The organism is Cupriavidus sp. 05N39 (genome assembly GCF_056397325.1).
Genome location: NZ_JBFTNE010000004.1, coordinates 201,877 through 226,220, shown reverse-complemented (window position 1 = coordinate 226,220; position 24,344 = coordinate 201,877). Strand labels below are relative to the sequence as shown.

The 24,344-nt window shown below is 68.0% G+C and carries 19 protein-coding genes; 9 read left to right on the top strand and 10 right to left on the bottom strand.

Annotated features, from left to right (window positions below; translation table 11 throughout):
- Window positions 1-29 precede the first annotated feature (29 nt).
- From AC1DN0_RS03745 to apbC, 4 genes are all read right to left on the bottom strand, one after another.
- Window positions 30-2,198 (bottom strand): 4Fe-4S binding protein, encoded by a 2,169-nt coding sequence (locus AC1DN0_RS03745; RefSeq protein ID WP_477111287.1) that lies wholly within the window; start codon window positions 2,196-2,198, stop codon window positions 30-32.
- Between the two features lie 100 nt (window positions 2,199-2,298).
- The gene (locus tag AC1DN0_RS03740) at window positions 2,299-2,952 is read right to left on the bottom strand and encodes a DUF3306 domain-containing protein (RefSeq protein ID WP_477102993.1); all 654 of its coding nucleotides are present in this window, start codon (window positions 2,950-2,952) and stop codon (window positions 2,299-2,301) included.
- A gap of 16 nt (window positions 2,953-2,968) precedes the next feature.
- Window positions 2,969-3,547: a DUF3305 domain-containing protein gene (locus AC1DN0_RS03735; RefSeq protein ID WP_477111288.1), complete on the bottom strand. Its 579-nt coding sequence runs from the start codon at window positions 3,545-3,547 to the stop codon at window positions 2,969-2,971.
- A gap of 5 nt (window positions 3,548-3,552) precedes the next feature.
- Window positions 3,553-4,641 carry an iron-sulfur cluster carrier protein ApbC gene (apbC, locus tag AC1DN0_RS03730; RefSeq protein WP_035863737.1) on the bottom strand — a complete coding sequence of 363 codons (1,089 nt, stop codon included), beginning with the start codon at window positions 4,639-4,641 and terminating at the stop codon, window positions 3,553-3,555.
- A gap of 305 nt (window positions 4,642-4,946) precedes the next feature.
- Here apbC and AC1DN0_RS03725 point away from each other — a divergent pair, with 305 nt between their 5' ends.
- Window positions 4,947-5,579 carry a YiaD family glycine zipper/OmpA-like lipoprotein gene (locus tag AC1DN0_RS03725; RefSeq protein ID WP_035863736.1) on the top strand — a complete coding sequence of 211 codons (633 nt, stop codon included), beginning with the start codon at window positions 4,947-4,949 and terminating at the stop codon, window positions 5,577-5,579.
- 313 nt (window positions 5,580-5,892) lie between these two features.
- Window positions 5,893-7,962: a methionine--tRNA ligase gene (gene metG, locus AC1DN0_RS03720; protein ID WP_477111289.1), complete on the top strand. Its 2,070-nt coding sequence runs from the start codon at window positions 5,893-5,895 to the stop codon at window positions 7,960-7,962.
- A gap of 104 nt (window positions 7,963-8,066) precedes the next feature.
- Here metG and bamE read toward each other — a convergent pair whose 3' ends face one another.
- From bamE to AC1DN0_RS03705, 3 genes are all read right to left on the bottom strand, one after another.
- Window positions 8,067-8,615, bottom strand: coding sequence for an outer membrane protein assembly factor BamE domain-containing protein (bamE, locus tag AC1DN0_RS03715; RefSeq protein ID WP_477111290.1), 549 nt, complete (start codon window positions 8,613-8,615; stop codon window positions 8,067-8,069).
- A gap of 58 nt (window positions 8,616-8,673) precedes the next feature.
- The gene (locus tag AC1DN0_RS03710) at window positions 8,674-12,840 is read right to left on the bottom strand and encodes a translocation/assembly module TamB domain-containing protein (RefSeq protein WP_477111291.1); all 4,167 of its coding nucleotides are present in this window, start codon (window positions 12,838-12,840) and stop codon (window positions 8,674-8,676) included.
- Between the two features lie 64 nt (window positions 12,841-12,904).
- Complete coding sequence (locus AC1DN0_RS03705; protein WP_477111292.1) at window positions 12,905-14,791, bottom strand: autotransporter assembly complex protein TamA; 1,887 nt, start codon at window positions 14,789-14,791, stop codon at window positions 12,905-12,907.
- A gap of 202 nt (window positions 14,792-14,993) precedes the next feature.
- Here AC1DN0_RS03705 and AC1DN0_RS03700 point away from each other — a divergent pair, with 202 nt between their 5' ends.
- The 3 genes from AC1DN0_RS03700 (at window position 14,994) to panC (ending at window position 17,087) form a co-directional block, all read left to right on the top strand.
- On the top strand, window positions 14,994-15,182 hold the full coding sequence (locus AC1DN0_RS03700; protein WP_035863727.1) for a DUF3460 family protein: 189 nt from the start codon (window positions 14,994-14,996) through the stop codon (window positions 15,180-15,182).
- Between the two features lie 34 nt (window positions 15,183-15,216).
- The gene (locus tag AC1DN0_RS03695; RefSeq protein WP_035863726.1) at window positions 15,217-16,098 is read left to right on the top strand and encodes a segregation and condensation protein A; all 882 of its coding nucleotides are present in this window, start codon (window positions 15,217-15,219) and stop codon (window positions 16,096-16,098) included.
- A gap of 140 nt (window positions 16,099-16,238) precedes the next feature.
- Complete coding sequence (gene panC / locus AC1DN0_RS03690) at window positions 16,239-17,087, top strand: pantoate--beta-alanine ligase (RefSeq protein ID WP_035864067.1); 849 nt, start codon at window positions 16,239-16,241, stop codon at window positions 17,085-17,087.
- Between the two features lie 117 nt (window positions 17,088-17,204).
- Here panC and AC1DN0_RS03685 read toward each other — a convergent pair whose 3' ends face one another.
- Window positions 17,205-18,392 carry a PepSY-associated TM helix domain-containing protein gene (locus AC1DN0_RS03685; protein WP_477145543.1) on the bottom strand — a complete coding sequence of 396 codons (1,188 nt, stop codon included), beginning with the start codon at window positions 18,390-18,392 and terminating at the stop codon, window positions 17,205-17,207.
- Between the two features lie 220 nt (window positions 18,393-18,612).
- Between AC1DN0_RS03685 and AC1DN0_RS03680 the strand changes: the two genes are divergently transcribed.
- A complete protein-coding gene (locus AC1DN0_RS03680; protein WP_477111293.1) occupies window positions 18,613-19,164 on the top strand; it encodes an N-acetyltransferase family protein in 552 nt (183 codons plus the stop codon).
- Here AC1DN0_RS03680 and AC1DN0_RS03675 read toward each other — a convergent pair.
- Window positions 19,145-19,795, bottom strand: coding sequence for a nucleotide-binding protein (locus tag AC1DN0_RS03675; protein ID WP_441635517.1), 651 nt, complete (start codon window positions 19,793-19,795; stop codon window positions 19,145-19,147). The two genes, AC1DN0_RS03680 and AC1DN0_RS03675, sit on opposite strands and share 20 nt — an antisense overlap.
- A gap of 119 nt (window positions 19,796-19,914) precedes the next feature.
- Complete coding sequence (locus AC1DN0_RS03670) at window positions 19,915-21,399, bottom strand: cobyric acid synthase (RefSeq protein WP_477111302.1); 1,485 nt, start codon at window positions 21,397-21,399, stop codon at window positions 19,915-19,917.
- A gap of 153 nt (window positions 21,400-21,552) precedes the next feature.
- Here AC1DN0_RS03670 and cobU point away from each other — a divergent pair, with 153 nt between their 5' ends.
- Genes cobU through cobD form a run of 3 tightly spaced genes read left to right on the top strand, consistent with a single transcriptional unit; the run spans window position 21,553 to window position 24,340 of the window.
- Entirely contained in the window at window positions 21,553-22,266 is a 714-nt protein-coding gene (gene cobU, locus AC1DN0_RS03665; protein WP_477145542.1) for a bifunctional adenosylcobinamide kinase/adenosylcobinamide-phosphate guanylyltransferase, read from the top strand.
- Window positions 22,266-23,264, top strand: coding sequence for an adenosylcobinamide-phosphate synthase CbiB (gene cbiB, locus AC1DN0_RS03660; RefSeq protein WP_477111294.1), 999 nt, complete (start codon window positions 22,266-22,268; stop codon window positions 23,262-23,264). Before cobU ends, cbiB begins: the two co-directional genes overlap by 1 nt.
- A complete protein-coding gene (cobD, locus tag AC1DN0_RS03655; RefSeq protein ID WP_477111295.1) occupies window positions 23,261-24,340 on the top strand; it encodes a threonine-phosphate decarboxylase CobD in 1,080 nt (359 codons plus the stop codon). The genes cbiB and cobD overlap by 4 nt, the downstream gene beginning before the upstream one ends.
- Window positions 24,341-24,344: the final 4 nt, after the last annotated feature.

Here is a 24,344-nt window from a genome sequence, read left to right as displayed (position 1 = left end):
CAAGGCACGCTTGCGTCCCACCGGCTGTACTACCGCACCACGGTACCGCTTGGGGTGCCGCTGCTCTTTTCCATCATATCGACGACGCGGCAGTCGCCACACATCTTCAGGCGTTCGGCAGCCTCGCCGGCGAACGCGGGGTGGTCCGCGAGCCTGGCCAGCATGGCATGCACCATCTGCGCGGTGCCAAACGGCTTGGCGCAGCGGATGCAATGGAAGGGTTGGGTTTCGGCCAGTGTTACCGTGCGGCGCGCGTCCTCGCCGGTCAGCAGCCGCGGCACCAGGGTGATGGCATCTTCCGGGCAGGTGCTTTCGCACAGGCCGCACTGTACGCAGTTGCGTTCCAGGAAGCCAAGCACCGGACGCTCGGGATTATCGCGCAAGGCCTGCGAGGGACAAGCACCGACGCAGGCCATGCAAAGCGTGCAGCGCGTGGTATCGACAGCTACCGCACCCAACGGTGCCCCGGCCGGCAGCGGCACGCTTGCCTGAGAGCGCGGCGCGTTGCGCACCAGGTAGTCGAGCGCGAAATCCAGCGTCTCGCGTTTGGCCGCCGCGGCATGGAACAGCGCCGGCGGGAGCGCCGGCCGGCTGCTCGATTGYGCCAGTTGCGCCAGTTGCGCATCCAGCGTGGCGGCATCAGGGCCATCCACCAGCGACAGGCATTCGCCCTCATAGCCAAGGCCCGCGAGAATCGCCTGTCCTACCGCCATCTGCTCTACCAGCGCCGTGCGATATTGCGGCGCTTCGTCGCCCGTGAACATCACCGCGACGCGGCTGGCGCCCCAGCAAATGGCAGACAACCACAATTCAAGTCCGCTCGCGGCCGGATGGAACAGCGCCACCGGTATCACATTGGGCGGCATGCCCCTCGCCTGGCCGGCGCGCGCGGCGCGGCCAAGCGCCAGGATGGGAGCGTTACCGTATTCCTCGCCGTGCAGCAGCAGTACGGCGTCGCGGCCACCTGCGGCGCGGTAGGCCGAAACCAGCGTGCGCAAGCGCTCGCCGAGATAGTCCGGCTTGGGGTAGGCGTAGCTGATGGCGCCGGTCGGGCACACCGTCGTGCAGGCGCCGCAGCCCATGCACAGGTTGGGCGTGACCTCGATACGGCCGCGCCCGTCATGCCATTGCGAGCGGATCGCCTCGGTGGAACAGATATCGATGCAGGCCGTGCAGCCGGTGGTCTTGTTGCGGCCATGCGCGCAGATTTTCTCCTTGTACTGGAAGAACTTCGGCTTCTCGAACTCGCCCACCATCTGGACCAGGGCCAGTGCCTGCGCCTGCTGACGCACCGGATCCGCGCCGGCGTAGAGGTAGCCTTGCGGCGGCGAGTGCATGGTGAAGGCCGGCGTATCGGCCAGGTCGAACACCAGGTCGAAGCGCTCGGTGGCGGTCTTGACGGGACGATCGAAGTCGATCGCGGCGGCGGCCCCGCAAGCCTTCACGCAGGCGCGGTGGGAACGGCAACGGTCCAGGTCGACCTGGTAGCTGAAATCAATGGCGTCCTCGGGGCACGCCTCGATGCAGGCGTTGCAGCGCGTGCAAAGATCCAGGTCGATCGGGTTGCCGCGCCCCGCGCCGGTCTCCCAGCTTGCCTCGAAGGCGCCGAGCCAGCCGCCGAGCTTGACCAGCTTGCCGCTGTGCACCGGGAAGTCCCGCGAGGCGGGCTGAGTGGCTGCGCCCATGGCCTCACCGGTGCCGCCCAGCAGCACCGACACTTCCATGCCGGATTCGGCCAGCTTGCCGGCCCAGGGCATGGCACGGGCGGCCGGGCCGAGCACCAGCACGGCTCCGCCCGAACGGTAGTCCACCACGGGCACCGGCTCCGGATCGGGTAGCGCGGCAGCGGCCAGCAGCGCGGCGATCTTGGCGTTGGCGGTCTTGGGATCGCGCCGCGCCCCCTGCGACCATCCGCCGGTTTCCCGGATATTGACGAAGCGCACCGGTGCCGTCATGGTGCCTTCGGCCTGGCGCCGGGCAGCTACCTCGGTGAACAAGGCGCGCTCCTGCGTGCAGGCCACGATGACATCGTCCGTGCCATCGAGCGCGGCAGTGAAGTCGCCGATTTCGCGGCGGCACAGCAAGTGGTGCACCTTGAGCGGCGGGCTGGTGCCGCCTGCGGTCGTGGAACCATTGCCCGACAGCGTCGCCCCGTCAAGCGGCATGGTGTCGTTGCAATTGCAAATCAGCGTCGGCATGGCGATGCGGCTGGCCGGCGTGGTTGCTCCCTTTTTAAGGAGTCTTGCGGCCGGCGAATTGTGGGGGGAAGCCCATTGTAGGCCGCCGCGGCGGCAGCGGCTACGCGTGTTTGCCTGGGGCGGAATCGTCCGTCTGGCGCTCCGTGCCCGGCAAACCGGGCCCGGCCGCGACTGGCGTGGGTGCGATTGGATCGCCACCATGTTCTTGCGCGCCCCCCTGCATTTCAGGCGGCACGGCATCCACAGGCTCCGGCGTCGCGGACTGGCCAGGGCTGGCCTGCTCCGCCTGCGGCACCGCAGCTCCGGGCGCATCCGGCGCCTGTTCCGCCGCGCGTGCCGCAGCCAGTTCGTCGTCGGTCGGCGCGAACAGGCCCAGCGTCTCGGACTGGCGCATGCGCCGCAACACATCGAGGGGAATCGGGTCGGGCTTGCTGTAGTCGTCGATGTAGATATCGAGCCCGTCCATCACATTGAAATGCGGATCGGCAAACAAGGTCTTGAGCGCGGCGCGCTTGACGGTTTCGTCTACGCCGCGCGCCACGAATCGCGCGATGCTGTCGCCCGGCTGCAGCAAGGCGGCGTCGGCAAGCGTGGGAAGGGGCTCGGCCGGCGCGGCAGGTTCCACCTGCCACCGGTCAGCGGGGGCTGGCGGTTCGGCCGGCACGGGTGGCGCCGGCTCGGGCGCCAGCGGCTGCCCCTGGCGCGCCGCGGCCTTGCGGCGTGACCAGCGCGACAGGAAAGTGTCATCGCTCATGCGGTACCAGCCTGCATCAGTAGCGCGCCCGGTCCTCCGGCGCCTTGAACGATTCCGGGCGGCGGCGTTTCTTGGGCTCCGGGCGGTAATGCTCTGCCACGTAGGCGCGCAGCCAGTCGAGTTGCTCGGGCGCCAGCGGCACATTCTCGACGGTTTCGCCGGCATCGAGCCAGCGTCCGGCCTCGTTGTAGGAGAGTGTCACGGTGACCGGCAGCGGCAACGGCTCGCCATCGTCCGATGCGGGGACGGCGGCCTGGCCGCCCTCCTCCGCCATGCGCCAGAGCACGAACCAGCAGGGCGCGGTGGAGGTCAGGTTGAGGTAATACCCCTCCGCCTCATCGCGGAACAGCGTGACGCCGTAGCCTGGATACAGCCAGCGCGCGCCATACTCGTCCTGCGCCAGGCAGTGCGGCACGGCACCGAACTCGCCGAGGTCGGGCAGGACGGCGTCGAGTTCCCATTTCCACGGTTGCCAGGGGCTGCGCAGCGCCACGCGGCGCATCACCACGGCCATGGTGACGCCGGGCCGGCCAGCGGGCACAGCATCGGCCCCGGTGGCCGGGATGCCTGCGGCGGGATCGGCTGGCGTGCCCATGGCGTTCAGGTGTTCTGCACCACGATGCTGGGGAACTTGCTGGTCATGTCGCGGGCACGGTCGGCCACCTTCACGGCCACCTTGCGCGCCATGGCTCGGTAAAGCTCGGCGATCGGGCTGTCAGGGTCGGACACCACAGTCGGGCGGCCAGTGTCGGCCTGCTCGCGGATCGAACGGTTCAGCGGCATGCTGCCGAGCAACTCCACGCCGTAGTCCTCGCACATCTTCTCGCCGCCGCCTTCGCCGAAGATATGCTCGACGTGGCCGCAGTTCGGGCAGCAGTAGACCGCCATGTTCTCAACAAGGCCGAGAATGGGAATCCCCACCTTCTCGAACATCTTCAGGCCCTTCTTGGCGTCCAGCAAGGCAATGTCCTGGGGCGTCGTGACAATCACGGCGCCCGTAACCGGCACTTTCTGCGACAGCGTCAGCTGGATGTCGCCGGTGCCCGGCGGCATGTCGACGATCAGGTAATCGAGATCGTGCCAGTTGGTCTGGCGCAGCAACTGCTCCAGCGCCGAGGTCACCATCGGGCCGCGCCACACCATGGGATTGTCCTGCTCGATCAGGAAACCGATGGAGTTGGCCTGCAGGCCGTGGCCTTCAAGCGGCTCCATGGTCTGGCCATCGGAGGACTCCGGGCGGCCGTCGATGCCGAGCATCATCGGCAGGCTGGGACCGTAGATGTCGGCGTCGAGCATGCCCACGCGGGCGCCCTCGGCGGACAATGCCAGCGCCAGGTTGACGGCGGTGGTGGACTTGCCCACCCCGCCCTTGCCCGACGCCACGGCGATCACGTTCTTCACGCCCGGCAGCAGCTTGACGCCGCGCTGTACGGCATGCGCGACGATCTTCATGCTGACGGCCACGCTGGCATTGGTCACGCCCGGCAGTTGCCGCAGCGCAGCAACCACCTGCTTGCGGATCGGTTCCAGCTGGCTCTTGCCGGGATAGCCCAGCTCGACTTCAAGCGACACATCGCCGCCTTCGACCCGAACGTTGCGGGCAGAGCGGGTAGACACCAGATCCCGGCCCGTGTTGGGGTCGATCACGGTGCGCAGGACTTCGGTAACCTGGTCGACGGTGAGGCTCAAGACAATCTCCGCTACTGAATATGGGGAAGGCGCGTACTGTATCAAAGTATGAGCGAAGCGCAGGCGGCGGGTGGCGCGCGGACGACAAGCCCCTCACGCGGGCGTGGAATTACACGCACTTACAACTGTCACAGCAACAGACTTGTGCACCCGGCTTCATCTCCTTATTGTAGTGCGCCAGGAACGCACGCCAGCGGAATACCGCCCGGACTCTTGTGTTCACGTGCCGTCCGCGTTATTTCTAGTGGTGTAGCTCACACCATTTCAACAATCATCTCAACAAGATCCGTCCTGAAGGAGAAAGCATGAAATTCAAGCTTGCCAGCCTTGCCGTTGTCGCCATTCTTGCCGCCGGCTGCGCTACAGAACAAGGCACGCAGACCGCGGTCGGAACCGGTGTGGGCGCTGCGGTCGGTGCCGGCCTGGGCAACCTGATCGGCGGTAACACTACCGGCACGCTCGTCGGCGCGGCGGTAGGCGGGGCACTCGGCGGAGCTACGGGTTACAACTGGAACGCGATCCGCGGCAAGCTGAACAAGGACACTGCCGGCACCGGGACCCAGATCACCGAGCAGCCGGATGGCTCGCTGAAGGTAAATATCCCGAGCCAGGTAACCTTCGACACCGACAGCGCCACCATCAAGCCCTCGTTCCGCTCGGTGCTGGACCAGGTTTCGCAGACCCTTGCCCAGCAACAGGACGTCTCCGCCACCGTGGTCGGCCATACCGACAGCACGGGCAATCCCAGCTACAACATGCAACTGTCGCAGCGCCGCGCGCAGAGCGTGGCGACCTATCTGGGTGACCGCGGCGTGGCCCGGACCCGCCTGGCAGCCGAAGGCCGGGGGCAAACCCAGCCCTTGGCGGACAACGCCACTGAGGCGGGTCGCGCACAAAATCGCCGGGTCGAAATTTATTTGAAACCAATTCAGCGATGATGCTGTCATAGAAACAGGTACCGCTTGTCACCGTTGCTGGCTCGCGATGGGTGGCTGACCTCCCGGGCGGTACCTGATTTCTCCTCCTTTTCCGTTGTGGAAAGCTGCGCCGGTACTAACCGGCGCTTTTTTTGCCCAGATGTTTTTCAGTGCCTTTTCAGGCACTTGCAGCACTCTCTTCCCGCTCCGCCCTGCCGGAGTGCACGCGCTGCCTGCCCCGCTTGCTAGAATAGCCCTCTCACGGTGCCCGCCTGATTCTCGCGGCGGCGCCCCCGCCTTACTGTCCAACCCCCTCCTGACCGGCAATTTTTCCATGACCGCACGTCGCATCCTCGTCACATCTGCCCTGCCATACGCCAACGGCCAGATCCATATCGGCCACCTGGTGGAGTACATCCAGACCGACATCTGGGTGCGCTTCCAGCGCATGATGGGCAACGAGGTGTACTACGTGGGCGCGGACGATACGCACGGCACCCCGGTGATGCTGCGGGCCGAAAAGGAAGGCATCACCCCCAAGCAGCTGATCGACCGCGTGTGGACCGAGCATAAGCGCGATTTCGACAGCTTCATGGTGTCGTTCGACAACTACTACAGCACCGACTCCGACGAGAACAAGCAGCTCTCCGAGAAGATCTACCTGGCGCTGAAGGCCGAAGACCTGATTGCCGAACGCGAGGTCGAGCAGTTCTACGACCCCGTCAAGAACATGTTCCTGCCGGACCGCTTCATCAAGGGCGAGTGCCCGAAGTGCGGCGCCAAGGACCAGTACGGCGACTCCTGCGAGGTCTGCGGCACCACCTACGTGCCCACCGACCTGAAGAACCCGTATTCGGTGGTGTCCGGCGCCACGCCGGTGCGCAAATCTTCCGCCCATTACTTTTTCAAGCTCTCCGACCCGCGCTGCGAAACCTTCCTGCGCGAGTGGGTGGCCGACCTGGCCCAGCCGGAAGCGGCCAACAAGATGCAGGAATGGCTTGGCGCCGAAGGCGAGGCCTCGACGCTGTCGGACTGGGACATCTCGCGTGACGCGCCGTACTTCGGCTTCGAGATTCCCGGGGCACCCGGCAAGTACTTCTACGTGTGGCTGGATGCGCCGATCGGCTACTACGCCAGCTTCAAGAACCTGGCCGAGAAGAAGGGCATCGATTTCGACGCCTGGGTAGGCCCGCATTCCACCGCCGAGCAGTACCACTTCATCGGCAAGGACATCCTGTATTTCCACACGCTGTTCTGGCCGGCCATGCTGCGTTTCTCGGGCTACCGCACGCCCACCAACGTGTTCGCGCATGGTTTCCTGACGGTCGACGGCGCCAAGATGAGCAAGTCGCGCGGCACCTTCATCACCGCGCAGAGCTACGTCGATACCGGCATGAACCCGGAGTGGCTGCGCTACTACTTCGCCGCCAAGCTCAACGCCAGCATGGAAGACCTCGACCTCAACCTCGACGACTTCATCGCACGCGTGAACAGCGACCTGATCGGAAAGTACGTGAATATCGCCAGCCGCGCTGCCGGCTTCCTGGTCAAGCGCTTCGATGGCGTGGTGGACGACGCCGCGCTGGCCCACCCGCTGCTCAAGCAACTGCGTGAAGCCGCGCCGCAGGTGGCGCACTTCTATGAAGGCCGCGAGTACAGCAAGGCGCTGCGCCTGGTGATGGAACTCACCGATGCAGTGAACGCCTTCGTCGACACCGAGAAGCCGTGGGAACTGGCCAAGGACGAAGCCAGGCGTGCCGCCCTGCACGCCGCCTGCTCGGTCTCGCTGGAAGCCTTCCGCCTGCTCACCGTCTATCTCAAGCCGGTGGTGCCGCAGATGGCCGCGGGCGTTGAGCGCTTCCTCAATATCGAGCCGCTGGACTGGCGCGGCATCGACAAGCAGCTGTCGGCCTCGCGTCCGGTGCAGCCGTACTCGCACCTGATGACCCGCGTGGATGCCAAGCAGGTCGATGCCCTGCTGGCCGCCAACCGCGATTCGCTGCAAGCCACCGCCCCCGCCGCCACGGCGGACGATGCCGCCGCCTCGATCGAGCCGATCGCCGAGACCATCACCATCGACGACTTCGCCAAGATCGACCTGCGCGTCGCCAAGATCGTGGCATGCCAGAAGGTGGAAGGCTCGAACAAGCTGCTGCAGCTGACGCTGGATCTGGGCGAAGGCAAGACGCGCAACGTCTTCTCCGGCATCCAGTCGGCCTACACGCCCGAACAGCTGGTGGGCAAGCTCACCGTGATGGTGGCCAACCTGGCGCCGCGCAAGATGAAGTTCGGCCTGTCCGAAGGCATGGTGCTGGCCGCTTCCGCGGCGGACGAGAAGGCCACGCCCGGGCTCTGGATCCTGGAGCCGCACGAAGGCGCTGTCCCGGGCATGCGTATCCGCTGATGTACCGAGGCGGTGAGGCGCGCCCGCGCTGATCCGCCAATGCCGCAACGGCGCCGGCGTCGATTGACGCCGCGCCGCCAGCAAGCCCCGCTGCCCGTAGTGGGCTAGCCGCCCTGCATCTTGGAGGGATCGTCGCTGCGCGAGGTGTGGGTTACCTTGCCGTCGGCATTGAAATGCACGTTGAAGAAGGCCTTCTCCTGCGAGCTTTCCCACCAGCGATAGCCCCAGACCTCCTCCTTCTTGAGCGCGAAGGCTTCCACCTTGGTGGGCTTGCCCAGCAGGCGGCGGATGTCGTCGCGGCTCATTCCGGCCCGCACGCGCGCGAAGTTTTCCGCTGTCAGCACCTGCTCGATGGCGCGCACCTTGCCGTCTGCGCCGATCGTCACCATCCAGGTAGTGCCGCCCTCCGGCCCGCGCGGGTATTCGAGGCGGCGCCCGCCCCCATCCTCTTCCCAGACAATCTCCGGGCGCCCGGCCTGGCGCCGCACGTCCTCCTCGCCCGACTCGCCGACCACGATGCCCTTGAACAGCTGGCTATCGGGCTTGACCGAGTTCCAGGTAGAGCGCGCGGCATCACCCGCCTTCTTCATCGCTTCGTCGACCTTCTGCTGGTCGCACCCGAACAGGGCAAGCACGGAGGAAATCAGTCCCATGGCGGCAAGGCGTCGGTACGACGCGGCAGTATCTGAAGGGGGGCGATAGCGTTGCCCCTCAGGGCCGCGCAGGCGCGGCATCCGAGGTGGCACCGCGGGGGGCATCGTCGCCGGTTTTGCTGTTGATTTCATTGCTGCCATCGGTCTGGCTCCCTTCGGATCTGGCGCGGCCGCCCGCGCCGGTGAACAGATTGCCCCAACTGTCAAAGCGGCGGTTGAACAACAGGGACAGGCCACTGATCGAACCACCCTTGGCAACCAGGGACCAGCGCCGCGAGAATGCCCAGGTCAGCTTGAACACGCTGGAAGCACTGGTCAGGCTCTGCTCATAGCCCACCGAGATCTGCTCGGTCACGGCCTTGCCCACGCTTACCACCTGCTGGTCGTTAAGGCCCGCGGTACTCGGACCGATGGAAAACTCATCGATGCCGAAATGCTGCACGATTCCCTTGCCGGCACGCCCGCCGATCATCCCCAGCGCAGCGCCGCCCAGGGCCGCGCCACCCAGTTGCTTCTGCTGTCCGGCGGCGGCGGATTCGGCACCATAACCGAACATCAGCCATGACAGCTTATCCTCCTCCGGCACATTCGGCTCCGACACCAGCCTGACGCGCGGCAGGCGCACCGTGCCGGTCACCTCCACGCCGGCCTCCACCTCCTGGTTGCGGCGCATGGCGCGGATATTGATGTTGGGATTGTCCACCGGACCGTTGAAATTGACGATGCCGCGCTCGATGTTCAGCTTGCGCCCGAAGGCTTCATAGGTGCCGTCGGTCACACGAATGGTGCCGGTGGCGCGCAGGGGGGTCAGCGGCGCGCTCTTGATGCCGAGCTGGCCGCCCAGGCGCAGGTCCGCGCCGGCCCCGCGGAAGCGGAAGTTGTCTCCCAGGTCGAGCGTGAGATCGATCAGCGGGCTGAAGCGGCTGGCCGGCCTGGTTTCCGGCACGGGCGTGGCGGCAGTCTTGATCTCGCGCTGGTCGCGGCGGCGCACCACCACCACGTCGTCGCCCAGCTCCGGGGCACCGGCCTTGGGCAGGTCGAACAGGCCGCTGTCCACGCGGAACTTGCCGCGGATCACGATCTGGCGGTTCTCGTTCACGATACTGGCATCGCCGGAAACGATCAGGGTGCGCTCGGGGCTGGCAAAGATCTGGAGCTTGTCGGCCACGATCTTGCCAGTCAGGTTGGGATCGGTCTCGCCCAGCTTCACGTTGCCGGTGGCCACGATCTTGCCGTCGCCGCCGCGGAATTCCACTTGCTTGAGCTCAATGGCGTTCTGATCGAGCGCGACGCGCACGATGCCGTCGGTCAGGCGGATGCCCAGGTCGTACAGCGTGATAGCGATGCCACTGCCGTCGATATTGCCGGTGAGCAACGGGTTGCCGACCGTGCCGGCAAGCTGCAGGGTGGCCGCCAGCTTGCCATCGAACGCGTATTGCGGCCCGGTGAACGCTTCCAGCGTCTTGATCTTCGGCACATCCAGCGACACCTTGCCCGCCAGCGCGGAAGCCGGCGTCACCGTCATCAAGCCCTGGTCCTGGAGCAGCCCGGCGGACGCGTCCACCACCAGCTTCCCGAGGCGCGCGGCTTCGACGCCGCCGCGCAGGTTGACGCGGCTGCCGGCAAACTCGGCGCGCAGCGCGCTCTCGCCAAGTCCCAGCGTGGTGAAGCCCCGACCCGCGCTCACTGAGACATCGCCGCTGCGGCGGCGCAACTCGGCGAAGCCGGAGGCGGTCTCGGCCAGCGTGATGTTCCAGCGCCCGTCCAGCACCAGGTCCGAGCGCACCGGCGGCGCCTCGCCGCTGAGCGCCTCGGCCAGGCGCAGCAGGTTTGCCACCTGCAAGCCGTCGAGTTTGCCCTGCGTGCGGATGCGGCCATGATCGAACTCGAAACTGTCCACATTGACGCGGGCGCGCTCGAACTGCAGGCCGGCGGCGCCCAGCCGCACATGCTGGTCGGCCACCAGCAGCTGTGCAGGCGCTATCAGCCGCACATTGACGGTGCCGCGTTCTTCCAGGGTGCGGATGGTGCCGTTCCAGCCGGCCTGGCCCTGCCAGGCACCCTGCCCCGCCAGCGTCAGCTGCATCGGCTTGTCGTGCAGCGCGCCGGCCGTCTTCAGCTCGAAGCTGTGCCTGGCCTGGGTGCCGCTGAGTGTCACGTCGAGCGTGCGCAGCGTGGCAACCGGGCCGCGATAGTCGCGTGCGTTCAGTTGCAGCGCGAGCGTGCCATCCAGGCCCCCGCGCAGCTCCGCGCTGCCGCTGGCGCTGGCGACATGGTGCGGGCCCACCACCAGCGACTGGGCGCTATAGGTGCCCACGATTTCCGGCCGCGCCAGGGTGCCGGTGACGTCGGCATCGAGCTTGAGCACGCCGGCCACGCCGAACTTGAGCCGCTCGAGCTGCGGCGCGTCCACGTGCAGCTTCAGGCGGTCGCCGCGCGCGCCGAAACTGCCGCTGAGCTGAGCCTGGTTGCCGGCCATGTCAATCGTGGCCTGGCTCGGCAGCAGGCGCTCGCCGGCCAGGCGCAGCTTGCCCTCGCCGCGCATAGGCAGCCCCGCATAGACGCTGTCGCGCACCGAGAAATCGAGCCCCACGCGCAACTCCGGCGCAAGTGTCCCGCTGGCAGTGAAATCGGCATTGATGCGGCCGGGCGCCACCGTGGCGACGCGCGCGGGGTCGAAGTTGGTGAGCTTGCCCTTGAAGCTGAAGGGCTGCTCGTCCTTGAGCGAAAGCTTGCCCTCGGCGTTGAGCGTGCCCGAGCCGATGCCGGCGCGCAGCGCGGTCAGCGTCACTGCCTCGGCGTCCAGGCGCGCATCGGCGAACAGCTTGAACTCGCCGCCGGCAAGGTCCAGCGCCGCGCTCTGGCGGCCGGGCTCCAGCCGCAGGATCACCGGGCCGGACAAACGCACGCGCTTCAGGCTGCCATAGAGGGCTTGCGGGTCGAGGTTGCGCACGTCGAGGTCAAAGCCGCCGCGGCCCTCGTGCAGCGCGCCGCCGCCACGGATCTCGCCGCCACCGGCCAGTGCCACGCGCAGGTCGCGCACCGCCTGTGCCGTCTCGCTGACCTCGATGTGCCCCTGCACCGATTCCACCGGCAGGCGCTCGGCGTCGAGCTTGCCGGCGTCATGGTTGACGATGCGCACGTCGCCCGCTACCCGCAGGGGCGCCTCGTCGGTGGCGCCGGCGGGCTTTGCGCCGGCGGCGGAGGCGGGAACCGCCGATGCCGTTGCAACCGGGGCGCTGGCAGCCGCCGACGAGGATACCGCCGCCGCCGGTGCCGGTGCGCCCGCCCCGTCCACCGGCCGCAACTCGGCCTGCACGGACAGGTTGGCTTGCGGCGCCGAAGCGCTGAACAGGCGCGGATTGATATGCTCGCCGTTGACCACCACATGGGTGAACGGCACCTTGCCGAACGGCGTCAGGTCGGCCCCGGCGCGGCCGCGCATTCGATCGCCGCTGGCCTCGACTTCCGCGCGCAGGGCGGCGAGCGAGCCACGCATGCTGGCGCTGATGCTGAAGGACTCCTTCTCCCAGCTGCCCTCCAGCAGGCCCGCGCCGGTCAACGCGAAAGGCGCCTGGCCGGCGATCTGCGCATTGGCGGCGAGCTTGCCATACGGCGTGACCAGGTGTTCCACGCTGGCGCGATGGTGCTGCCCGTCGGAGTGCAGCGAACCCGCCAGATCGGCAAACACCATCTCGCTGGGCGTGGCCGGCGGCCCCTCCAGCAAGGCCAGGCGTGCCAGGGTGAGCGTATCCACGTCCACCGACAGCGGCAGCTCGAGCGACTTGGGCAGCGTCGCAGGCGCGCTGTCGGGCTGGGCCGGGGGCAAACGCAGCGTCACCGCACCGATGCGCAGCCATTTGACATGCAAGCGGGTCGGCGACCAGTTGAACGACCAGTCGCCATCGAGGCGGTCCACCGTCACGCGTGTCTCGCCGCTCGCGAACACCACATCGCGCAGGCGCAGGCCTTGGGCCACCGTGCCGCCCTCCAGCTTGCCGGACAAGGCGCCGTCGGACAGCCGCGTGGCCATTGACCACAGCTGGCGCGTACCCGCCTCGGTGCGCAGGGCCAGCGCCACGGCCGACAGCGCCGCCAGCAGCAGCACGAGCAACACCGCCACCAGCCACGCCAGCCAGAGCCAGACGCGCGCCCGGCGCGGACGCGCCGGTCCGGGTGCGCCAGCATCGCGGGCGGGAACGGGAGGCATGTCGGGGATACTCATGCGGCAAACGCCTTGCGGCTGCGTGGACGGGAGGCGCCGGCCTGCCGGCAGGGTCGCATCGCCATCAGAACGCAACTCCAAGTGATATATGCGGGCGGAACTGCGTCTCCTGGATGCCGTAGCCGATATCGAGCTGCACCGGCCCGACCGGGCTGCGCCAGCGCGCCCCGATACCCACGCCGTTGTAGAGCTTGACGCCCGTCAGGTTGTCGGTGGCGGTCCCCACGTCCCAGAAAACCGCGGCGCCCCAGTCGGGCAGGAACCAGTACTGGTATTCCAGGCTGGCAGTGCCGAGGTATTTGGCGGGCAGCACGCTGGCGCCGTCGCGCGTGCCGATCGACTGATAGCTGTAGCCCCGGATCGAATCGGTGCCGCCGGCGCGAAAGCGCAGCGAGGCCGGCACCTTGGTGACGTCGCCTCTGGTGATATCGGCGCCCAGTTCCAGCCGGGCCACCACCAGGTCGCGTTTGCCCACCGGGATGTACTGGCGGATACGGCCATAGACACGGAAGAAGGTCTCGTCGCTCAGCACGTGCTGGGCCGCCACGCCAACCTGCGTGTTGATGACATTGCCGCGGCGCGGGAACACCGGGTTGTCCACGTCGCGCCGCGTCCATGCGAAAGCCGGCACCAGCGCCCGGCTGAGCTGGTTCGGCTCGCCGAAGGGCTGCAGGTTGTCGTAGTAATAGTCCAGCGAGATGGTGGTGTCGTAATTCTCGCGCGAGCGGGAGCGCTTCAGGCCGGTGCGCAGGCTGGTCAGGTCGGTGCTTTCCAGGTCGATGGTGCGTTCGTAGCTGCTGTAGACGCTGTTGCGGTACGTCCTGCTATCGGGCGGCATGGCCATCTCGGCGAAAACGTACTGGCGTTTTTGCTCGATGCGTGCCTGCGAGTCGAACACCCAGGCACGGTTGAACAGGTTGTAATAGGAATAGCGGCCTTCGACCTGGGCGCCGGTATCGGTGGTGTAGCCCACGCCGCTCGAGAGCCGGTTGACGGGATACTCGCGCACGCGCACATACACCGGCACGGTGACCTTGTCGGCGTTCATGTCGACCTTTGGCTCGGCGTCGCTGGCCGTGCCCGCCTCGGTCACCTTGCCCTGATCCGTCGACTCCTGCTGGCCCAGGTCGATCTGCACGTTGGAAAAATAGGGCTGGTTCTGGATTGCCCGCTGGAATTCCAGCAGGCGCTCCACGCGGTACGGCTCGCCCTCGTACAGCGGATTGACGTTGCGGATGATCTGCTCGGGATAACGCCGCAACCCGCTGATCTTCAGCGGTCCCATGCGGTATGCCGGGCCGCTGGCAAAACGCGCGCTGAGGTCCGCCGCATGTTCGTCCGGCTCGACGCGCGCCTGCGAGCCGGTCATGCGGGCGCCGTAGTAGGTATGGCTCTGCAACTCCACCAGGGCGTCCTCCTTGGCCTTGGACCAGTCCGCCTGCCGGAACGGCTCGCCCACCGGCAGGCCCCATTTGGCCCGGATTTCGGCAATCTGCTCCGGCGACTGGGTGGCGGCGGGGCCGCTCACGCTAACGTCGACCGCACGGATCACGGTGCGCGCGCCAGGGTCCACCGTGATGGTCACGGTGCGCTTATCGCCGCTGCCTTCCACCTTGGCGGTGGTCTGCGGATCGAAATAGCCTTCGGTGGAGGTGAACTGGCGGACCTGCTCGCCAACCGTCTCGACCATGTAGTTGAACTGGTCCGGCGAGATGTCGTCGCGCGCGCTGTAGCGTGACAGGTCCAGGTGGTCTTGCAGGATTTCCTTGATCGCCTTGGGCGCCTCCACCTCGACCTTGTAGGCGGCAGCGGCCGGCCCCGCGGACAGCGCCAGGGCCGCCAGCAACGGACACGCCAGGCGGCGCAGCGCGGCCGCCGCCCCCGGCTCTGCGCCGGAGGCGGCGACAAAGCCGGCGGGCCTGGTACGCGGGGACCCTGGATCCATCCTCATCGATTGGTGCACGTCACGCAAAGTCGATATTTGACCACACCCGGGCGGCCAGCCTGCCCGATGGCGCCAAAAAGACCACCCCCGGGCGGCCGCGCATCAGGGGTGTGGGATCAAAATGGCGGAATCGCGTGCAATCCCGTTACTGACCCTGCCAATACGGTAAAATCCGGGCTCGTTCGACAATTCCCCACTGTTTCCCGTCATGGCTCTCTACGAATCGGATATCACCCAGTTCCTGAAGTCGCTCAAGGATGAGCGCCCTTCCCTCGAAGCGGAACAACGCCAGGGCCGCGCCCTGCTGTGGGACAAGAGCCCGATCAATCTCGAAGAACGTGCCCGCGCCGACGCCTCCCGCGTGGCGCAGAAGCCTTACGTCTATTCGCTGGACTGAAGCCGTACCCGCCCCCTCGAGCGCCCGCCCCTAGATGAACCAGAGCGAGCAGGACAAGCTGAAGCCGCCGATCGAGCTGCCCAGCGTGGCACCCGGACAGGACTCCACGCCGGCCGCCGTCGACGGCATGGCCTTCGCGCGCCTGTATGGCGAGCCGCTGTTCAAGCTGCCCCAGGACCTGTACATCCCGCCGGATGCGCTGGAAATCTTCCTGGAAGCGTTCGAAGGGCCGCTGGACCTGCTGCTCTACCTGATCCGCAGGCAGAACTTCAACGTCCTCGATATCCCGATGGCGCAAGTGACGCGCCAGTACCTCACGTATATCGACCAGATCCGCAAGAGCAATCTTGAGCTGGCGGCCGAGTACCTGCTGATGGCGGCCATGCTGATCGAAATCAAGTCGCGCATGCTGCTGCCGGTGAAGAAAAGCGACAGCGACGAGGAAGAAGAGGATCCCCGGGCCGAACTGGTGCGCCGCCTGCTCGAATACGAGCAGATGAAGCTGGCGGCCATGCGCATCGACCAGGTGCCGCAGCTCGGGCGCGACTTCCTGCACTCGCAGGTCTATATCGAGCAAAGCCTCGCGCCGCGCTTTCCCGATGTCGAGGTCGTGGACCTGCAGGCCGCCTGGGCCGACGTGCTCAAGCGCGCCAGGCTCAACCAGCACCACAAGATCTCGCGCGAGGAATTGTCGGTGCGCGAGCACATGAGCCATATCCTGCGGCGCCTGCAGCATACGCGCTTCATGGAATTCAGCGAGCTCTTCGACGAAGCCGTGCGCTCCGGCAAGGGCGTGCCGGTGGTGGTGGTCAACTTCATCGCCATGCTGGAGCTCTCGCGTGAAGCCCTGGTGGAGATCACCCAGGCCGAGCCGTTTGCGCCGATTTATGTGCGATTGGCGTACATTCCCAGCTAGGCCGCACCGATAGCGGCGCCCGCCTCGGGCCACATGCTCTACAATCCGCCGACAGTCGGCGCCACCAAGAGCACCAGACCGGCTTCTCGGGCGCGCGTATGCGCCAGGGTCATCCCTACCACGACCAGCACACCAACTTCATGAAAGTCATCTCCTCCATTCACGAGTTGCGGGACCAGTTGCGCGGACAGAACCGGGCGGCCTTCGTGCCGACCATGGGCAACCTGCACGAAGGCCACCTGTCGCTGATGCGCCTGGCGCGCCAGCACGGTGACCCGGTGGTCGCGTCAATCTTCGTCAACCGGCTGCAGTTCGGTCCCAACGAGGATTTCGACAAGTACCCGCGCACGCTGCAGGACGACATCGAGAAGCTGCAGAAGGAAGGCGTGTACGTGCTGTTTGCGCCGACCGAGCGGGACATGTACCCCGAGCCCCAGGAATACCGCGTGGAGCCGCCGCACGACCTCGGCGACATCCTCGAAGGCGAATTCCGCCCCGGCTTCTTCAAAGGCGTCTGCACGGTCGTGATGAAGCTGTTCTCGTGCGCGCAGCCACGCGTGGCGGTATTCGGCAAGAAGGACTACCAGCAGCTGATGATCGTGCGCCGCATGGTGAACCAGTTCGCGCTGCCGATCGACATCGTGCCGGCCGAGACCGTGCGCGCCGAGGACGGCCTGGCCCTGTCCTCGCGCAACCGCTACCTGACGCCCGACGAGCGCACCGAGGCACCGGTGCTCTACAAGACGCTGCATGACGTGCGCAATACCGTTCTGGCCGCCAACAGCGCCAGCGCCGACCTGGCCGCGATCGAGGCTAATGCACAGGCTGCGCTGCAGGCGCGTGGCTGGAAGCCGGACTACATTGCCATCCGCAAGCAGGTAGACCTGCAGCCGCCGACCCGCGAGGAATACGTGGCGGGCGAGCCGCTGGTGATCCTCACGGCAGCCAAGCTGGGGGCTACCCGGCTGATCGACAATCTCGAGATCTGACGCCGGGAGCGGCTGGCGCCGCACCTACCCCGTAGCAAAGAGAAGCGGCCCCAGGGCCGCTTCTCTTTTTGTCGTTCAAGGCCCTGCCGGGGCACCGCCCGTGCAGACCCGGCCCGGTCAGGCGGTCCGTGCCCTGGCGCGTTGCAGCGTCCGGGCCACATGGCGCCGATGCCCGCGCCGCCGCTTCCACCAGATCAGCACTCCGGTCACGGCGAACAGCAGCGGCACCAGCCCGAACACCGAGATAAAGATCCGCCCCGGCAAACCGAAGGCTTCACCGGTATGCAGCGGGTACATCCAGTTGAGGAAGGTATCGCCGGCGGGCGCGGCCATCGGATCGCGCACGCCGAGGCCTTTGCCCGTGTGGGCATCGAGCCAGATCCGGGTGGCGCCGCTGCCCTGGCGGACCTCCCCGGGCTGGCGCACGCGGACCTCGAAGGGATCGCCGGCCTTGCGCGGGAAACTCACCCGCGTGACCTGCGCGGCGGGGTAAAGCGCCTGGGYCGCGCTGACCGCTTGCGCCGCGCCGAGCGGCGGCGTTCCGGCGGGCACAGGCGCCGATGCCGGCTTGCCGGGTGGCGTCACCGTCATCACGCCGGCCACCAGCGGCGTCACCCACTTGGGCAGGTCCAGGTACCAGCCGGAAAACGCCATGGTAGCCAGCACCGGCGCCGCGAAGATGCCGCCCGCGCGGTGCAGCGAATAATTGAAGCGTGACCAGGAGCCGCCGTGCGTGATGCGAAAGGCATGCAACACCGCGCGCGGCTTGAGCTTGGGCCACCACATCGCGACCCCGCAGATCACCATCACCAGCAGCAACATGCCGGCAATGCCGAGAATGGTCCGGCCGGTCTCGCCAGACAGCAGGTAATGGTGCACCTGGAACAAGGTGGGCATCAGCAGCGGGCGCGACAGCCCCGGCTCGCCCCAGACCCGCTCCCCTTTCACCGCCAGCGTGACGGGATCGACCATGACCTGGCGCGAACGGCCGGCATCCGCGCCCTTGAGCGGATACCAGGCCACGAACACCTCGTGCGGCGCGGACGGCAGCATCAGCAACCCGGGACGGCCGTAGCGCGGATCGGCCTGCAGTTTGTCGGTCGCCGCCTGTACCGTCGCCGGCGCGACCGGCAGCGGCACCTCGGCCGAGGCGGTCAGCAATCCGGGGTTGAGCAGCGCATCGAGTTCATCGCGCCAGGCGATGGCGGTGCCGGTCAGGCCCAGCATGACGAACAGCAAACCCAGCGTTAAGCCGATGTAGAGATGAATCTTGACGATGACAACGCGCAGGCGGCCGGTGACCATGGGAGGCAGAGAGCAGATTTGGGGGGGTTATGTATTACGCATCACAGGCCGGCAACGCATGGATACGTCACGCCAGTAAAAATGAGAATGCGAAAGATTCGCGATTCTATCAGGCGTTACAAGCCCGCGCGCGACGGGAGCAAGACTGTGGCGGGGCCGCACCGGATTGCGGCAGAATGGCGTGCGCGGCCACCGCCGGCCCCGCGTTCCTGCCCTGAAGATGCCCAGATCGATCGAATTGCTGCCCGCCGCGACCCAAGATGCAGCGCTGATTGCCGGCCTGCACACCCAAAGCTGGCACCACGCCTACCAGGGCCTGTTGCCGGCGGATTACCTGGAACGGGAAGTGCCGGCCGAGCGCCTGCGGGCCTGGCGGGCACGCCTGGTGGATGGCGCCGAGGGGCCGCTGGAGGTCACGCTCGCGCGCGTGGATGGCGAGCCGGCCGGCTTTGCCTGCCTGCAAGCGGAAGCCGAGCCGCAGTTCGGCGTGTACCTGGACAACCTGCATGTGCTGCCGCAATGGCATGGACTGGGCCTCGGCAAGCGCTTGTTCGCGCATTGCGCGCGGCGCGCGGCCAGCGGATGGCCCGGGCAGCCGCTCTTCCTCTATGTGCTGGACAGCAACACCCAGGCGCGCGAGTTCTACCGGCGCCTGGACGGCATCGAAAGCGAACCGTTCGACGATGCGTTTCCCGGCGCCAGCCTTATCGTGGCCGTACGCCGCGTCAGCTGGCCGTCGGTGGACGCCCTGCTCAGGCGGCTGGGCGCTTAGCCAGGGCGGGCTGCTCCAGCCAGCCGATGATGGGCTGCCACTGCTCCCAGTCGCGCGCCACGCGGGATGGCGCCACGTCCCACAAGGTCAGCCCGTGCGCGGCCAGCTGCACGTAGTTCTGCGTATCGCGCAGGAAACCCAGCACCGGCAGCCCCAGCTCCGCGACAAAGCGCTGCAACTGCTCGGCCGCGCGGGTGCGCAGGTCGACCCGCATGCCGATCACGCCAACCTCCACCTCGCCGTGGCGCACGCGCTTGTCGTCCGCCAGGCGAGCGAGGAAATCCTGGGTGGCCAGGATATCGAACAGGGAAGGCTGCAGCGGCACCACCACGCGGTGGGCCAGCTTCATCACGTCGTTGAAGCGCCAGCCGTGCAGGCCGGCCGGGGTGTCGAGCACCACATGGGTGGTGCCCTTGGGCGGACGTGCGATCTGGTCGGAGCTGATGTCCCAGGTGCGGATGGCCGGCGCCGAGGCCGGCCGCAAACCCAGCCAGGCGCGCGAGGATTGCTGGCGGTCCGTATCGCCCAGCATCACGGCATGGCCGGCGCTGGCGAAATAGCCCGCCAGGTTGGTGGCCAGCGTGGTCTTGCCTACGCCGCCTTTGGGATTGGCGATCACGACTACAGGCATGGGTGTCTCCGCAATGGCTTTCCATGGCGGCGCTGCCCTCGGGCGCGCCGCTCCGGGTTCCGCCACGGCCTTGCCGTTTGTCGTAAGCGGGCCCCGGCGGAGCGGACCCGCCTGCGAGTTTAGCAGTTGCCGCGCGCGGGCGGCCCGGCCAGCGGCGAAGTTTGCAAGGGCGCCAGCAAGGTGCCCAGGTCGAGATGCGCGGCGAGCGTGTCGGCCAGCCGCTCCAGCGACGCCTCGCGCAGCGCGGCCAGGTCGACGCCTTCGGCCCGCGCCAGCCCGGCCCAGCGCAGCAGCGCGCCGCAGGCCTCGGGCTGGTCGAACAGGCCGTGGACGTAGGAGGCCAGCACTTGGCCGTCCTCCGACTGCGCGCCGTCCGGGCGCTCGCCTTCGAGCCATAGCGCCGGGCGCGCCAGCGCCGCGCCGGTGGTCACGCCCATATGGATCTCGTAGCCTTGCACGGCTGCCTCGCTGCCGTCCTCCAGGGCCAGCCGGCCGCTCACCACACGCAGCTGCTTGTGCGGCGCCAGGACCGTCTCGTAGTCCAGCAATCCGAAACCTTCGCTGCTGCCGGGCGTGCCCTCGTTGCCGGCCGGGTCGTCCACACGCCGGCCCAACATCTGCATGCCGCCGCAAATGCCGATCACCTTGCCGCCATAGCGCAGATGCCGACGCAGGGCCGGCTCCCAGCCATTGGCGCGCAGGAAGGCCAGATCGGCGCGCACGCTCTTGCTGCCTGGCAGCACGATCAGGTCGGCAGGCGGGATCGGCATGCCAGGGCCGATGAAGCGCAGGTCCACCTGCGGATGCGCGCGCAGCGCATCGAAATCGGTGTGATTGGAAATGCGCGGCAGCACCGGCACGATCACGCGCAGCAGTTCGCCCTGCTTGGCCGCCTGCGAGCCGATGATGGCGTCCTCGGCGTCCAGGTGCAGGCCATGCAGGTAGGGCAGCACGCCCAGCACGGGTTTGCCGGTGCGCGCCTCCAGCCAGTCCAGCCCGGGCTTCAGCAGCGCGATGTCGCCGCGGAAGCGGTTGATGATGAAGCCCTTGATGCGCGCGCGTTCGGATTCCGACAGGCAGTCCAGCGTGCCCACCAGGTGGGCGAACACGCCGCCGCGGTCGATGTCGGCCACCAGCACCACCGGGCAGTCGACCGCTTCGGCAAAACCCATGTTGGCGATGTCGCGGTCGCGCAGGTTGATCTCCGCCGGGCTGCCGGCGCCCTCCACCATGACGACCTCGTAGGCGCTGGCCAGGCGCCAGTGCGAGGCCAGCACCGCCTGCATCGCCACCGGCTTGTAGGCGTGATAGGCGCGCGCATCCAGGTCCAGCCGCGCCTGGCCATGGATGATGATCTGCGCGCCGGTATCGCTGCTGGGTTTGAGCAGCACCGGATTCATGTCCGTATGCGGCGCCAGCCCGGCGGCCAGCGCCTGCAAGGCCTGCGCGCGCCCGATCTCGCCGCCGTCGGCGGTGACCGCGCTGTTGAGCGCCATGTTCTGGGGCTTGAACGGAACCACGCGCACGCCGGCGCGGGCCAGCACCCGGCAAAGGCCTGCCACCAGGGTGCTCTTGCCAGCGTCGGAGGTGGTGCCCTGCACCATCAAGGTACCGCGCAAGCCGCCCGGCAGCGCCTGCGCGGTGGCTTCGGAGAGATTTTTTTGCATCGTGGGATTATCGCATCGAGTGCTTCCCGGCGGCCCTGCGCGCGCCATCGCGGGCGTGCGATCCATGGATGCGCCCGCTACAATACCCGGATGATCCCGGCACAAGCCTCCGCCACCGCCACCGAGCCCGTCAGCGCAACCAGCCACGCGCCGGCCGGCGAACGCACGCCCCAGGCCGCGACCGCGCCGCACGCCGCGGCGGCGGCCGGCCGCGCACGCCAGCTCACGCTGGTGCTCGGCGGGGCACGGTCGGGCAAGAGCCACTTTGCCGAGCAGATGGCCGCCGACCATGCCGCAGCCACCGGGGGCCCCGTCACCTATATCGCCACCGCGCGCCACGACGACAACAGCGCCGATGAAGAGATGGAGGTGCGCAYCGCGCTGCACCGCGCCCGGCGCCCGGCCGAGTGGGGCCTGGTCGAGGCGCCGCTGCACCTTGCCGACGCCTTGTACGCGCACGCGACCCACAATGGCTGCATCCTGGTCGACTGCGTCACGCTCTGGCTCAACAACCTGCTGTTCCTCGACGCCCGCAGTTATCCCGAGCATGGCCTGGTGACGCCGCCGGCCGCCTTCACCGAGGAAATCGACGCGCTGCTGACCGCGTTGCCCACCCTGCCCGGCCACGTCATCCTGGTCTCCAACGAGATCGGCTTCGGCGTGGTGCCGATGGGCGCCATCACCCGCTTCTACGTGGACGAACTGGGCCGCCTGAACCAGAAGCTGGCCGCCGCCGCGGACCGCGTGCGGCTGCTGGTGGCAGGCATTCCCGTCAGCGTGAAAGGCGCCGACCCGGCGTGCTGATGCTGTCTTCGCTGTCCTCGCTGCTTTCGTGGTGGCCGTTTCCCGACTTTACCTGGACCGCCTGCGTGGCCGCCGCCGTAGCCGGCGTGCTGCTTGACCAGTGGCTGGGCGAGCCGCGCCGCTGGCATCCGCTGGTGGGTTTCGGCCGCCTCGCGGCGGCCTTGGAACGCCGCTTGAACCGTGGCGGCGCGCCGCTGCGCCAGCGGCTCACCGGCCTGGCCGCCTGGGCGCTGATGGTGCTGACGCCGGCCGCGCTGGCCGGCATTCTGGTGCATGCCGCCACGCAGTTCAGCGCGGTGCTGGGCTGGCTGTTGCAGGCACTGGCGCTCTACGCCGCGCTGGGCGCGCGCAGCCTGGCCCAGCATATCGCGCCGATCGCCGTGGCGCTGGCGCAAGGCAATCTCGCCGATGCGCGCCAGCTCACGGCACGCATCGTCTCGCGCGACACCGCCGACGCGGATGGCGAGGCGCTGGCCCGCGCCGCTTGCGAATCGGCGCTGGAGAATGGCAACGACGCCATCTTTGGCGCCTTGTTCTGGTTCCTGCTGGGCGGCGCGCCGGCGGTGATCGCCTACCGCCTTGCCAATACGCTGGATGCGATGTGGGGCTACCGCACGCCCCGCCTGCTGCATTTCGGCTGGGCCGCCGCGCGCCTGGACGACGTGCTCAACCTGGCGCCTGCCCGCCTCACCGCGCTCTCCTACGCACTGCTCGGACGCACCGTTCAAGCGCTGCGCTGCTGGCGGGCGCAGGCGCCGGCGTGGTCCAGCCCCAATGCGGGCCCGGTGATGGCCGCCGGCGCCGGCGCCGTCGGCGTGGCACTGGGCGGGCCCGCACGCTACCACGGCGAATGGGAGGAGCGTCCGCCGCTTGGCGAGGGACGCGCACCCGGCGCCGCCGATGTGCACGCCTGCCTCCGGCTGGTTCAACGCACGCTCTGGCTATGGCTGGCCGCCGCCGGCGCCAGCGCCGCCCTCCTCCAATACGGCATCGCATGAGTACACCGATCCGCCACGGCGGCGACCTGCTCGCCGCCGTGCGCCGCTACGGCCGGCCAGCCGAAGACTGGCTCGATCTTTCCACCGGCATCAATCCCGACGGCTATCCCGTGCCGGCCCTGCCCGCCGACGCATGGCAACGGCTGCCGCAGGACGGCGACGGCCTGGCGGAGCTGGCGGCGCAGGCTTACTGCGCGCCGCAAGCCCTGCCGGTGGCCGGCTCGCAGGCTGCCATCCGCACCCTGCCGCAATTGCTCAAACCGGGCCGCGTTGGCGTGGCGGCGCAGGGCTACAGCGAATACGCGCCCGCCTTCGCCCGCGCCGGGCATCAGGTGATGCCGCTGGCCGAAGCGGATTTCGCGCGCGGCGACCTTGCCGCGCGGCTCGACCACCTGGTGGTGGTCAACCCCAACAACCCCACCGGGCGCACGCTCACGCAAGACACGCTGCTGTCGTGGCATGCCGAACTGGCGGCGCGCGGCGGCACGCTCCTGCTCGACGAAGCCTTCATGGATTGCACGCCCGCGCTGTCGCTGGCCGCGCGCTCGGATCTCCCCGGCCTGGTGGTCCTGCGCTCGCTCGGCAAGTTCTACGGCCTGGCCGGCGTGCGCTGCGGCTTCGTGCTGGCAGAGCCCGCCTTGCTGGCGGCGCTGGCCGAACAGCTCGGGCACTGGACCGTGGCAGGCCCGGCGCGCGCGGTAGCGCGCCTGGCCCTGGCCGACCACGGCTGGCAGGCCGCCGCGCGCGAGCATCTGCAGCAGGCGGGCAGGCGGCTCGCGGCGATACTGCGCGCGCACGGCCTGGCGCCCGTGAGCCACCCCTTGTTCAGCTGGGTGCCGCGCGCCGACGCGGCGCTGCTGCACGACACGCTTGCGCGGCAAGGCGTATGGACGCGGCTGTTCGACGCACCGGCCAGCGTCGATGCCACGCCAAGCCTGCGGCTGGGATTGCCCCCGTCGCAAGAAGCGGCGTGGCAATGGCTCGACGCGGCGCTGGCATCCGCATGCGCCGCGATGCCCATGGGCATGCATCAAGACGGCTCAACACAGGCACCTTCCCCGACACAACCCCGATGATCCC

What these genes read in the sequence shown, in the direction of transcription:
- AC1DN0_RS03695 (WP_035863726.1), top strand. Translation starts at nt 15,217, where the DNA reads ATGAACCAGAGCGAGCAGGACAAGCTGAAGCCGCCGATCGAGCTGCCC.
- AC1DN0_RS03710 (WP_477111291.1), bottom strand. Translation starts at nt 12,840, where the DNA reads ATGAGTATCCCCGACATGCCTCCCGTTCCCGCCCGCGATGCTGGCGCA.
- AC1DN0_RS03700 (WP_035863727.1), top strand. Translation starts at nt 14,994, where the DNA reads ATGGCTCTCTACGAATCGGATATCACCCAGTTCCTGAAGTCGCTCAAG.
- AC1DN0_RS03740 (WP_477102993.1), bottom strand. Translation starts at nt 2,952, where the DNA reads ATGAGCGATGACACTTTCCTGTCGCGCTGGTCACGCCGCAAGGCCGCG.
- AC1DN0_RS03670 (WP_477111302.1), bottom strand. Translation starts at nt 21,399, where the DNA reads ATGGTGCAGGGCACCACCTCCGACGCTGGCAAGAGCACCCTGGTGGCA.
- AC1DN0_RS03705 (WP_477111292.1), bottom strand. Translation starts at nt 14,791, where the DNA reads ATGAGGATGGATCCAGGGTCCCCGCGTACCAGGCCCGCCGGCTTTGTC.
- bamE (WP_477111290.1), bottom strand. Translation starts at nt 8,615, where the DNA reads ATGGGACTGATTTCCTCCGTGCTTGCCCTGTTCGGGTGCGACCAGCAG.
- AC1DN0_RS03725 (WP_035863736.1), top strand. Translation starts at nt 4,947, where the DNA reads ATGAAATTCAAGCTTGCCAGCCTTGCCGTTGTCGCCATTCTTGCCGCC.
- cobD (WP_477111295.1), top strand. Translation starts at nt 23,261, where the DNA reads ATGAGTACACCGATCCGCCACGGCGGCGACCTGCTCGCCGCCGTGCGC.
- AC1DN0_RS03680 (WP_477111293.1), top strand. Translation starts at nt 18,613, where the DNA reads ATGCCCAGATCGATCGAATTGCTGCCCGCCGCGACCCAAGATGCAGCG.
- AC1DN0_RS03735 (WP_477111288.1), bottom strand. Translation starts at nt 3,547, where the DNA reads ATGGGCACGCCAGCCGATCCCGCCGCAGGCATCCCGGCCACCGGGGCC.
- cbiB (WP_477111294.1), top strand. Translation starts at nt 22,266, where the DNA reads ATGCTGTCTTCGCTGTCCTCGCTGCTTTCGTGGTGGCCGTTTCCCGAC.
- panC (WP_035864067.1), top strand. Translation starts at nt 16,239, where the DNA reads ATGAAAGTCATCTCCTCCATTCACGAGTTGCGGGACCAGTTGCGCGGA.
- AC1DN0_RS03675 (WP_441635517.1), bottom strand. Translation starts at nt 19,795, where the DNA reads ATGCCTGTAGTCGTGATCGCCAATCCCAAAGGCGGCGTAGGCAAGACC.
- metG (WP_477111289.1), top strand. Translation starts at nt 5,893, where the DNA reads ATGACCGCACGTCGCATCCTCGTCACATCTGCCCTGCCATACGCCAAC.